This window comes from Gilliamella sp. Occ4-3, assembly GCF_001690675.1.
GTDB classification, from domain to species: Bacteria; Pseudomonadota; Gammaproteobacteria; order Enterobacterales; family Orbaceae; genus Gilliamella; species Gilliamella bombi.
In genome coordinates this window covers 1-11,936 of the sequence record NZ_LZHR01000022.1, presented here as the reverse complement: position 1 = coordinate 11,936, position 11,936 = coordinate 1, and the positions used below count along the sequence as shown (strand labels likewise).

Genomic DNA, 11,936 nt, shown 5'->3' with positions numbered 1-11,936 from the left:
TTATTTTGCCATCTCTTTTTCAATTAACAGAATAAGAATATGAATAACTTTGATGTGGATTTCTTGCACACGATCGGCATAACCAAAATGTGGAACACGAATATCAACATCAGCAAGTCCATTCATCTTACCACCATCTTTACCAGTTAACGTAATAATTTTCATCCCTTTTTGTTTTGCTGCTTCAATTGCCTTAAGCACGTTAGCTGAATTTCCTGAAGTTGAGATACCTAAAAGTACATCACCTTTCTGACCTACACCTTCAACATAACGTGAAAAGATAGAATCAAATCCAAAATCATTACCTACACACGAAATGTGGCTTACATCTGATATGGCTATCGCAGGATAAGCAGGGCGATTATCACGATAGCGACCAGTTAATTCTTCAGCAAAATGCATAGCATCACAATGAGAGCCACCATTACCACATGATAAAACTTTACCACCATGTTTAAACGAATCAGCAATTAAAATAGCAGCTTTTTGGATTTGTTGGAGATTTTTATCGTCTGAAACAAAATTAGTTAATACGTCAATAGCTTGGTTTAATTCATCACGAATATTGTCAATATACACTGGGATTTCTCCATCAATAATAAATAAATATATAGACTATTGTAATTTGTTCAAAATAGCTTGCAAGCGATAAAATAAAATTCCTTATTTGGACAAAAGATTTTAGAAAGTATACTGTTAAGTGTAAAAATAAGGATTGAAATAAAAATAAATTAAAATTATTTCTAATCATAATGGTTGAAATAACAACAAAATTTAAATTAATTTTAAATTTAACAAATAATACATTTGCAAATAGTTAAATTCTTTGCATTTATTTTAAATAATATATTGGGTAGAACTTGGTCGTAACGCTATTTGCCGATAGGATAAGTCTATAATTCGTGATACAATTTACTAAGTAATTTTCACGCAAAACAGAGTGAAATGGCATAAAATAGAATTAATAAGGAATTTATATGCAAACGATTGAAGGTAAAGTTGCTGCACCAAAAGCTAAAGTTGCAATTGTAGTGGCGCGTTTTAATCATTTTATTAATGATAGCCTAGTAAATGGTGCAATTGATGCATTGACACGTATAGGACAAGTTGATGATAAAAATATCACTGTTATTTGGGTTCCTGGTGCTTATGAAATTCCTCTTGCCGTTAAAGTTGCCGCACAGTCAAAAAAATATGATGCCGTTGTGGCGTTAGGTACCGTAATTCGTGGTAGTACAGCGCATTTTGATTTTGTTGCTGGTGAATCAAGCTCTGGATTATTAAGTACAAGTTTAGATAACACTATTCCAGTAGGATTTGGTATTTTAACCACCGAAAGTATAGAACAAGCAATTGAACGTGCAGGCACTAAGGCAGGCAATAAAGGGGCTGAAGCTGCATTAACTGCGCTGGAAATGCTAAATATTATTAAAGCAATTAAGGAGTAATTTTGTGGCATTAGTTAATCCTCGTCGTCGAGCAAGAGAATGTGCGGTACAAGCCATTTACTCTTGGCAAGTTTCTAGAAACGATCTTGCTGATGTTGAGACAAGTTTTATTGCAGAACAAGATATGAAAGGCGTCGATTCTAAGTATTTTCGTGAATTATTAAATGGTGTAGCAAAAAATACTGCCGAATTAGATGATAAAATGACGCCTTATCTCACTGAACGATCTGTTGATGAATTAGGACAAATTGAATTAGCAATACTTAGAATCGCACTGTATGAATTAATGAAACGTCAAGACGTACCTTATAAAGTGGTAATTAATGAAGCCATTGATTTAACAAAAACCTTCGGTGCTGCTGACAGCCATAAATTTGTTAATGGCGTATTAGATAAAATAGCCCCAACCATCCGTACGCGATAACCGATTAATTGTGAGATTGATATGAACGACAATACCGAAAAAAATAAACCATCTATTTTTTACGCCAAAAATAGTGAATCTAAAAAACATTCTCGCTCGGCTATTGAAAAGCCCTCTCGATGGAAAGAGAAGCGTAAAGATGATTCATTTCAGTTGAAATCTAAACGAGATCGTCATGATCGTATTGAAACATTCAAACCTCGAAATGATAAATCTGAGTTTGCAAAAAAGCGGTTTAATGTTGAACTTAATCAATCTCAATCATCTATCGATAATGATTCACCATGGCAAAAAAAGGTTCGTGCTAATGATCAAGTACCGACCTTTGGTTATGATGGCTATCGCCAACGTAAAGAAGAAACTTTAGTTTATAGTGAAAATAGCTGTAAAGCAGTTTTCAAACATCGACGCACAGCTATTGTTAAACTATTTATTACCCAAGAGATGACTTATCAGTTTAAAGATCTAATAGACTGGTTAGTCAAACAACGGTTAGGTTATGATGTTATCTCTAGTGAGCAAATTAGTAAAATAACTCAAACTCAGCACCATGGCGGTGTCTGCCTAATTGTAAAAAAACGTGTTCCACTTACCTTATTGGATTATTTAGAAAACAATAGTAATAAAGATCATGATTGTATTTTAGCTATTGACGATGTTCATAATCCCCATAATTTAGGCGGCTTAATTCGTAGCGCTACTTTTTATGGTGTTAATGGCGTTATATTACGTCAAACGAATTTACTTGATAGTGGCGCTGCCATGCGTGTGGCAGAAGGTGGTATTGAGGCTGTTGAATCAATTAAAAGTGATGATTTTGTTGCTTCACTTGATATGCTCAAACAGCGTGGTTACCAAGTTGTTGCGTTATTACCATGTCAGGCAAAATCCATTGCATCAACTGAATTGCATAAAATCAAGTTTGATAAAAAAGTTGCGTTAGTTATATTTCAACAAATTAATATAAAACTTATTAATTGTGCTAATGTTGTTGTCCATTTAAAGGGCAATGATAACATGCCTGCATTAAATATTTCGGTTGCAACGGGTATTTTATTATCTAATTTACAAAAATAATAAAGTATTATTTTATTTTTATTATCAATTAGTTGGATGGTAAAAGTTATTTTACTAATTGGTAAAATATATCAAATAGCATGATTTGATTAGAAATTGCTTTTTTTTTCTGTAAATTGTTATTAGTTATTGTGTGTTTTGGTAATGGTTATGGCTTTAAAGCATAAAGTTGGTTTAATTTTTGGGAAGTTTTATCCTTTACATTGTGGTCATATTTATTTGATTGAAAAAGCAATGAGCCAAGTTGATGTGTTACATATCATATTGGGTTGTGAGGCATCACGTGATAAGCAGCTATTTGATAAAAGCCGCTTACCCAAACAACCACAAGTTAGCGACCGCTTTTCATGGTTAAAAGAGACGTTTAAAGATCGCCACAATATTCATATCCATGTACTTGATGAAGCTGGTATTGAATTTTATCCCAATGGATGGCAAGATTGGAGTTGTCGCGTTAAGCAAATTCTTTCCGAACATAAAATTAAGCCTAATGTAGTATTTACTAGTGAACCGCAAGATGTCAAAAATCATGAACTCTATTTTGGCTGTCAGGTAATCATTGTTGATGCCAATCGAGATTTTATAAGCATCAGCGCAACACAAATCCGTGAAAATCCTTATAAAAACTGGTCTTATATCGCACAAGCAGCAAAACCTTTTTTTGTTAAAAAAGTAGCTATTGTTGGTCAAAATAGATTTCGTGATTTACCGATTCAACTTGCTAATATTTATAATACTCAATATGTACCTAACGGTTATATCAATTATATTGAGCGAGAAATCTTAACTCAGCATAACAAACGTTATTTGAGTGAATCTGATTTTATGAAAATTGCGATGTTACATGTAGAACGGATTTCAAAAGCTGTTGAAAGCGCCAATAAGGTTGTTTTTACCTCAATTGATTTTGAAACATTAGCACAGTACTACGATCAATTATTTCAAAAAGATAATGAAATTTTAAAAGCTTTTAAAGACAGTTATCATTTTGATTTAGTCATTCATGAAAAAGATTTAAATCCAAAATCCTCACGGCTAGAACATTTTGAAACAATCACAAAAGAGGTTGAAGCATTATTGATTTAGTTCATCACATTTATTGTGGCTTATGTTAAAATAAGTCAATTATTTGTGATAGGTAAATTTTTATGTCTCAATCTTCTGACAAACAAGACGATACAAATCAAGAAAAAATTGATTTTGGTTACAAACAAGTTCCCAAACAAGAAAAAGTAAAACGTGTTGCCGAAGTATTTCATTCTGTTGCTGATAAATATGATGTTATGAATGATTTAATGTCATTTGGCATACATCGTATTTGGAAAAAAATTACCATTGAATATAGTAGCGTGCGTAAAGGTCAAAAAGTTTTAGATTTGGCAGGAGGCACTGGTGATTTAACGGCAAAATTCTCGCAACTTGTTGGTGATGATGGATTAGTTGTGTTAGCCGATATTAACGAATCAATGTTAAAAGTGGGACGAGATAAGCTACGCGACAAAGGCTTATTTAAAAACATTGAATATGTACAAGCTAATGCCGAAGAATTACCTTTTGCAGATAACTATTTCGATTGTATTACTATTTCATTTGGATTACGTAATGTTACCGACAAAGAAAAAGCACTACGATCCATGTGGCGAGTATTAAAACCTGGTGGGCGTTTATTAATTCTTGAATTCTCTAAACCGCAATATCAAATCCTGAATAAAGCGTATGATCTATACTCATTTACTATGTTACCATTGATGGGGAAAATAGTGGCAAATGATTCTGAAAGTTATCGTTATTTAGCTGAATCCATTCGTATGCATCCTGATCAAAATACACTGAAAAAAATGATGGAAGATGCAGGATTTGTCGATGTGAAATATCACAATATGACTGGTGGTATAGTTGCGTTACATACTGGCTTTAAATTTTGATGCGATGAATAATAATGACATTTTTTAGACTGTTTAAAATATTAACTGTATTCCGAGCTTATCAATTAAATGAATTGTTACCAAAACATCGTTCATCAAAATGGTTGCGCACTTTATTATTTTGTATGTTTTGGGTTAGAACTAAAGCAAAACATCAAGAAATCGGTGAACGTTTACGACTAGCATTACAAGAACTAGGTCCAGTTTGGGTGAAAATTGGACAAATGATCTCAACTCGGCGTGATATTTTACCAAAACACATAGCCGATGCTTTGGCAAAATTACAAGACCAAGTTAACCCTTTTGACGGTAAAATTGCCAAACAAATAATTGAGTCAGCGTTAGAGCAGCCAATTGATTATTATTTTGCAGATTTTGACGAAAAACCAATAGCATCAGCATCAATAGCACAAGTTCATAAGGCGATATTAAAACGTAGTCAAGCCGAAGTGGTTATCAAAGTATTGCGTCCTAACATTTTACACGTTATCCAAGCCGATATTGGTTTGATGTATTGGGTGGCTAAACAATTAACTAAGCGGATTGAATCAGGCGAAAAATTACGAGCGGTTGAAATAGTGCATGATTATGAAATGACACTATTAAAAGAGTTAGATTTACAAAAAGAAGCTTACAACACGGCTAGATTACGCGATAATTTTATCAATAGCGACATTTTATATATCCCTTATGTTTACCAAGATTTATGCCGAAAAAATGTGATGGTTGAAGAGCGTATCAAAGGGATTCCCATTGCAGATATCAATCAGTTAAAGCAAAATAATGTTGATATGAAATTACTTGCAGAACGAGGAGTACAAGCTTTCTTTACCCAAGTGTTTCGCGATAACTTTTTTCATGCTGACATGCATCCAGGCAACATTTTTGTTGATATTACTGAACCACAAAATCCACGTTATATTGGTATTGATTGTGCCATTGTTGGTATATTAAGTGCTGATGATCAACGCTATCTTGCAGAAAATTTCTTAGCATTTTTCAATCGAGATTATCGAAAAATAGCCGAAACCTATATTGCATCAGGCTGGGTACCAGCAACAACGGATGTTATTGCACTTGAAATGGCAATGCGCAATATATGTGAGCCCGCATTTTCAAAACCACTTTCTGAAATCTCATTTTCACAGATTTTACTACAATTATTTCAAGTCGCTCGTCAATTTGATATGGATATCCAACCCCAACTAACCTTACTTGAAAAAACACTATTTTATATTGAAGGACTTGGTCGTCAGCTTTATCCAGAACTTGATTTGTGGCAAACAGCAAAGCCATTTTTAGAAAAGTGGTATCGAGATAAATATAGTGCTAAAAAGATACTACAACAAGCTTGGGAATCGCTGCCTCAGTGGCGGGTCATGTTGCCACAGTTACCAGAAAAATTAAATGATTATGAACGAATTTCCAAACAAATGAATGTTCAATTACAACAAATCAATCAAGAATTTCAGCGTAGTAAAAAGCGTGAACAAAATTTATATACAGTGATTGCACTATTTTGTGCATTATGTATTATTATATTAATTGTGCATTAAGAATTGAGCACAAAACTAGTTATTTGGGAAAATTGTAGTTTGTGTGTATAATTTAGGTATTAACCTTACTGGAGATAATTATCATGATGCCAAGCTTGCCTCAACTCCTCATATTAGTTGCTGTTGTTGTTTTGTTATTTGGAACAAAAAAATTACGAACATTAGGCTCCGATCTTGGCGCATCAATTAAAGGCTTTAAAAAAGCGATGAATGATGATGACGGCCACGACCAAAAAGAGCAAGACAATTTACAAAAAGTCGAGAATATTGACTCATCAGATACTAACAATAAAGATACTAACAATAGCAAAAAAGAGTAACCCGTGTTCGACATCAGCTTTGGTCAGTTACTATTGGTATTAATTATTGGTCTGGTGGTTTTAGGGCCAGAAAGGTTACCTATTGCCATAAAAACAGTTGCAGGATGGATAAAAGTACTCCGCCGAATGTCTGCTACTGTACAGTTAGAATTAAATAAAGAACTTAAACTGCAAGAGTTACAAAACAGTCTAAAAAAGGCTGAACAAAGTGGTTTAACAACACTTACGCCAGAGATTCAAGAATCAATTGATGATTTAAAGCGCGTAACAGAATCATTACAAAACGAGATCGACTCTGCAACGCTGATCGATTCTCACTCTCACTCAGATAAAAATAAATCATGACTGACGACGCTACACAACCATTAATTGGACATCTTGTTGAACTTAGAACACGGCTTCTACGCTCTATTATCTGTATTTTGCTAGTATTAGCTTGCTTACTCTATTTTTCCAATGATATTTATCATATCGTGGCAAATCCGCTTATCAGCCAATTACCTCAAGGTAGTAGCATGATAGCAACAGATATTGCAGCGCCATTTTTTACCCCAATTAAGCTAACTGCTGTGGTGGCAATATTTATCTCAATTCCTTACATACTGTATCAAGTTTGGGGATTTATCGCACCAGCGCTATATCAACATGAAAAACGTCTAGTAATGCCGTTAATTGTATCAAGCACAATTCTCTTTTATCTTGGTATTGCATTTGCTTACTTTGTGGTGTTTCCACTAGCATTTTACTTTTTTATTCACACTGCACCTATTGATGTAGCTATCAATACAGATATTACAAAATACCTTGATTTTGTAATGACACTCTTTATTGTTTTTGGGTTTGCTTTCGAAGTGCCCGTTGCCATTATACTACTTTGTTGGACAGGGATAACTACGCCTAAAAGTCTACGAAAAAAGCGCCCTTATATAATTGTTGGAGTGTTTGCCGTTGCAATGTTTGTTACACCTCCCGATGTATTTTCACAAATATTACTAGCTGTACCTATCTGTTTACTGTTTGAAATCGGCACTTTTTTTGCCCGTTTTTATCAACCACGAAAAAATGACAAAACAGAAGATAACGACAGTTATGAATCTGATAAAGATAGTTAACAGATAAAAGATGAATTAACTGAATAATTAAGGATAACAAGTCATAATGAAGACCTCATTACCTGATTTTAATTGTGCCAATGTATTAGTTGTAGGCGATATTATGTTAGATCGCTATTGGTATGGAGGAACTAATCGGATATCCCCCGAAGCGCCAGTACCTGTAGTTAAAATTGACTCTTTAGAAGAGCGACCAGGTGGTGCGGCTAATGTTGCAATGAATATTACATCGCTTTGTGGTAACGCGAGACTAATCGGATTAACAGGTATTGATGAACCAGCCAAAATTCTTGATGAACAGCTAAGTAACCACAAAGTTCAATGTGATTTTGTCTCTGTTTCAACACACCCAACCATAACTAAACTACGAGTCCTATCACGCAATCAACAATTGATCCGTATTGATTTTGAAGAAGGATTTGGCAATGTTGATGCAACTCCTATTCTTGAGCGTATTCAAACAGCATTGTCGACGCATAAAGTATTGGTTCTGTCGGACTATGCTAAAGGTGCATTATCAGCAGTTCAAGCAATGATTAAGCTTGCTAATCAAGCAAATGTACCGATTCTAGTTGATCCTAAAGGGACTGATTTTGAACGTTACCGTGGTGCAACAATCTTAACTCCTAATATGTCAGAGTTTGAGGCGGTAGTTGGTCATTGTCAAAGTGAAGATGAAATCATAGAAAAAGGCCACCAACTGATTAAACAGTACCAACTAAAAGCGCTATTGGTTACACGAAGCGAAAAAGGCATGACATTGCTTCAATTAGATAAACCAACTTATCATCTACCGACTCAAGCTAAAGAAGTATTTGATGTCACAGGTGCTGGTGATACCGTAATTGCCACATTAGCTGCAGCTTTAGCCGCAGGGCAATCTTTAGAGGAAAGCTGTTTCTTAGCCAATGTGGCAGCGGGTGTTGTTGTTGGTAAACTTGGCACTTCAACAGTATCACAAGTAGAGTTAAGTAATGCCATTCGAGCACGTGCGGATGACGGATTTGGTGTAATGACAGAAGAAGAACTTAAAGAAGAAGTTCAAAAAGCACGGATGCGTGGTGAAAAAATTGTCATGACCAATGGTTGCTTTGATATTTTACACGCAGGACATGTTTCTTACCTTGCTAATGCGCGTAAACTTGGTGATCGTCTAATAGTTGCTGTGAACAGCGATGCCTCGGTTAAGCAGTTAAAAGGTGAATCAAGACCAATAAACCCACTTATGCAACGAATGATTGTATTAGGTGCACTTGATTCAGTTGATTGGGTCGTACCATTTGAGGAAGAAACACCACAACGATTAATAGCCACTATTTTACCTGATGTATTAGTCAAAGGTGGCGATTATAAACCTGAAAATATAGCAGGCGGTAAAGAAGTTATTGCTGCTGGTGGAACTGTTAAAGTGCTCAATTTTGAAGATGGATGTTCAACAACCAACATTATTAACGCAATAAAAAGAACGCTAAGCTAAATAATCACAAATAAAATTGGCTACTTGGAAATAAGTAGCTGATCGGCTTTTCAGCTCTTAATAACCTTAGTTAATTCTTGTTTAAGATAAAAATCGGCAAAAAAAATTAATACAACTTTAATTAATCGGTAATAACTATTGTTAAATTTCAAAATTAATACTTTTTTTATTGTGATCTTTATGCAAAGCTAATAAGCAAATAACGAAAAAGAGTATTAAGGATATTTTATGACCAAACATTATGATTACATTGCCATTGGTGGTGGTAGTGGAGGGATAGCATCAATTAATCGAGCTGCGTCCTATGGAAAAAAATGTGCCATTATTGAAGCCAAATTATTAGGTGGAACCTGTGTTAATGTTGGTTGTGTACCCAAAAAAGTAATGTGGTATGGTGCTCAAATTGCAGAAGCTATTAAACATTATGGTCCTGATTACGGTTTTGATACCACTATTAATCAATTCAATTGGGATAAATTAATTGCTAGTCGAACTGCTTATATTGATCGCATTCATCAGTCTTATGATCGGGTACTTACTAATAACAAAGTTGACGTCATTCATGGCTATGCAAAATTTGTTGACTCTCACACCGTTGAGGTAAATGGCGAACACTATAGTGCTGATCATATTCTAATTGCTGTTGGCGGAAAACCAAGCATTCCCAATATTCCAGGTGCGCAATATGGCATTACTTCAGATGGCTTTTTTGTTCTAAAAGCCTTGCCAAAACGTGTGGCAGTTGTTGGCGCAGGTTATATTGCTTGCGAAATAGCAAGCGTATTACACGCTTTGGGCGCACAAACACATCAATTTGTTCGCAATGCTACACCACTACGATCTTTTGATCCGCTTATTGTTGAAACCTTAATGGAAGTTATTGCTACTGAAGGACAACAATTACATACTTTTGCGGTTCCAAAATCGGTAATTAAAAATAGTGATAATTCACTAACATTAAACCTCGAGAATGGCGAAAGTTACACAGTTGATTGTTTAATTTGGGCGATTGGACGTGATCCAGCAACAAATGACATGAATTTACAGGCGGCAGGAATTGCGGTTGATAATAAAGGTTTTGTTATCGTCGACAAATACCAAAACACCAATGTCCCGGGCATCTATTCTGTCGGTGATGATATTACAGGCGCTATAGCGCTAACACCTGTTGCAGTTGCCGCAGGGCGCCGCTTATCAGAAAGGTTATTTAACAATAAACCTGATGAACATTTAGATTATAGTAATATTCCGACCGTCGTATTTACTCATCCTGCAATTGGTACAGTAGGATTGACTGAACCAGAAGCAATACAGCAGTATGGTGAAGAAAACGTAAAAGTGTATAAATCAACATTTACAGCAATGTACACCGCAGTAACACAGCATCGACAACCTTGTCGAATGAAATTAGTATGCGTGGGGAGAGATGAAAAAATTGTTGGTATTCATGGCATTGGTTACGGAATGGACGAAATGTTACAAGGCTTTGCAGTAGCGCTTAAAATGGGAGCAACTAAAAAAGACTTTGATAATACGGTGGCTATTCACCCAACTGCTGCCGAAGAGTTTGTTACCATGCGTTAAAAACGACCGATAGTAGTAATAAAAAAGCAGGCTATTAGTCCTGCTTTTTTGTTAATATTTTTATATATTAGGGCGTGTTGATCTTTCGTGATTATTTTTTAGACGGCATGATGTGAGTTACAATAATTCAGCCAAAAACAACCATAACTCGATTCATCATGCCAAGAACAACAATGCTGACAGATAAACGGTGGGAAAAGCTACTACAAATAATGAAAAATACCGGCCGAGTTTATAATAAATCCGAGCATCGGATGACGTTTGAAGGGATCCTTTTCCGAATGAGAACCGGTATTCCTTGGCGAGATTTGCCAGAAGAGTTTGGTGAATGGAGCACTGTCTATAGGCGATTTAATTTGTGGTCTAAAAAAGGAATATTAGTTGATATTTTCAAACATTTATCACAACTAGCGGATTTTGAATGGGTGTTCCTAGATGGCTCGATTATCAGGGCTCATCAACATAGTACAGGCGCTGCAACGGAGTATTCCGAGCAAATAGGTCAGAGCTGTGGTGGTAATTCAACTAAAATTCATCTTGCGGTTGATAGTGGTGGTTTGCCTATTTGTTTTGAGCTTTCTGAAGGACAACGACATGATATCACTTATGCAGAAAACCTAGTTGAAAAGCTCGATGAAGTGAATACAGTGATAGCCGATAAAGGTTATGACAGCGAGCCTTTTCGGTGCTTTGTTCGTCAAAAAGGCGGACGAACGGTGATTGCTAAACGTAATTATGGTAAGGATATAGATAAAAGCAGTATGGATAGGTGCCTTTATCGCTATCGTCATTTAGTCGAGAATGCCTTTGCTAGAATCAAGCAATATCGTTCAATATCAACTAGATACGATAAGTTAGAAAGGAATTATGCCAGTATGGTATCACTGGCATTTATGTTAATGTGGCTGCCAATGTATTGTTGAGTAATTTATGTACAGCAAAGATCAACAGCCCCTAATCAATTACGATTAATTATTTAATAATAAATGAAGAATCATCCTTTACCTAAATTT

The 11,936-nt window shown here is 35.2% G+C and carries 12 protein-coding genes and 1 pseudogene; 12 read left to right on the top strand and 1 reads right to left on the bottom strand.

The features are described from left to right. Complete coding sequence (gene lpcA / locus A9G44_RS02155; protein WP_034911533.1) at positions 1 to 579, bottom strand: D-sedoheptulose 7-phosphate isomerase; 579 nt, start codon at positions 577 to 579, stop codon at positions 1 to 3. 398 nt (positions 580 to 977) lie between these two features. Here lpcA and ribH point away from each other — a divergent pair, with 398 nt between their 5' ends. From ribH to A9G44_RS02095, 12 genes and pseudogenes are all read left to right on the top strand, one after another. Beyond that, complete coding sequence (gene ribH / locus A9G44_RS02150) at positions 978 to 1,448, top strand: 6,7-dimethyl-8-ribityllumazine synthase (RefSeq protein ID WP_034911536.1); 471 nt, start codon at positions 978 to 980, stop codon at positions 1,446 to 1,448. A gap of 4 nt (positions 1,449 to 1,452) precedes the next feature. Further along, positions 1,453 to 1,872, top strand: a complete 420-nt coding sequence (gene nusB / locus A9G44_RS02145; RefSeq protein ID WP_034911540.1) for a transcription antitermination factor NusB — start codon at positions 1,453 to 1,455, stop codon at positions 1,870 to 1,872. Positions 1,873 to 1,893: 21 nt separating this feature from the next. After that, entirely contained in the window at positions 1,894 to 2,949 is a 1,056-nt protein-coding gene (locus tag A9G44_RS02140) for a TrmH family RNA methyltransferase (RefSeq protein WP_065609064.1), read from the top strand. A 150-nt stretch (positions 2,950 to 3,099) separates the two neighbouring features. Continuing rightward, positions 3,100 to 4,035, top strand: coding sequence for a multifunctional transcriptional regulator/nicotinamide-nucleotide adenylyltransferase/ribosylnicotinamide kinase NadR (gene nadR / locus A9G44_RS02135; protein WP_065609063.1), 936 nt, complete (start codon positions 3,100 to 3,102; stop codon positions 4,033 to 4,035). Between the two features lie 62 nt (positions 4,036 to 4,097). Beyond that, the gene (ubiE, locus tag A9G44_RS02130) at positions 4,098 to 4,874 is read left to right on the top strand and encodes a bifunctional demethylmenaquinone methyltransferase/2-methoxy-6-polyprenyl-1,4-benzoquinol methylase UbiE (RefSeq protein WP_034911549.1); all 777 of its coding nucleotides are present in this window, start codon (positions 4,098 to 4,100) and stop codon (positions 4,872 to 4,874) included. Between the two features lie 14 nt (positions 4,875 to 4,888). Next, positions 4,889 to 6,430 carry a ubiquinone biosynthesis regulatory protein kinase UbiB gene (ubiB, locus tag A9G44_RS02125; RefSeq protein WP_065609062.1) on the top strand — a complete coding sequence of 514 codons (1,542 nt, stop codon included), beginning with the start codon at positions 4,889 to 4,891 and terminating at the stop codon, positions 6,428 to 6,430. An 83-nt stretch (positions 6,431 to 6,513) separates the two neighbouring features. Further along, positions 6,514 to 6,750, top strand: a complete 237-nt coding sequence (tatA, locus tag A9G44_RS02120) for a twin-arginine translocase TatA/TatE family subunit (RefSeq protein ID WP_081298221.1) — start codon at positions 6,514 to 6,516, stop codon at positions 6,748 to 6,750. Positions 6,751 to 6,753: 3 nt separating this feature from the next. Next, a pseudogene (gene tatB, locus A9G44_RS02115) lies at positions 6,754 to 7,032 on the top strand (Sec-independent protein translocase protein TatB); the annotation flags it as partial. A gap of 59 nt (positions 7,033 to 7,091) precedes the next feature. Then, entirely contained in the window at positions 7,092 to 7,862 is a 771-nt protein-coding gene (tatC, locus tag A9G44_RS02110) for a twin-arginine translocase subunit TatC (RefSeq protein ID WP_065609060.1), read from the top strand. Positions 7,863 to 7,908: 46 nt separating this feature from the next. Next, positions 7,909 to 9,339 (top strand): bifunctional D-glycero-beta-D-manno-heptose-7-phosphate kinase/D-glycero-beta-D-manno-heptose 1-phosphate adenylyltransferase HldE, encoded by a 1,431-nt coding sequence (gene hldE, locus A9G44_RS02105; protein ID WP_065609059.1) that lies wholly within the window; start codon positions 7,909 to 7,911, stop codon positions 9,337 to 9,339. A 228-nt stretch (positions 9,340 to 9,567) separates the two neighbouring features. Continuing rightward, entirely contained in the window at positions 9,568 to 10,923 is a 1,356-nt protein-coding gene (gorA, locus tag A9G44_RS02100) for a glutathione-disulfide reductase (protein ID WP_065609058.1), read from the top strand. 158 nt (positions 10,924 to 11,081) lie between these two features. Then, positions 11,082 to 11,846 carry an IS5 family transposase gene (locus tag A9G44_RS02095; protein ID WP_065609057.1) on the top strand — a complete coding sequence of 255 codons (765 nt, stop codon included), beginning with the start codon at positions 11,082 to 11,084 and terminating at the stop codon, positions 11,844 to 11,846. Positions 11,847 to 11,936: the final 90 nt, after the last annotated feature.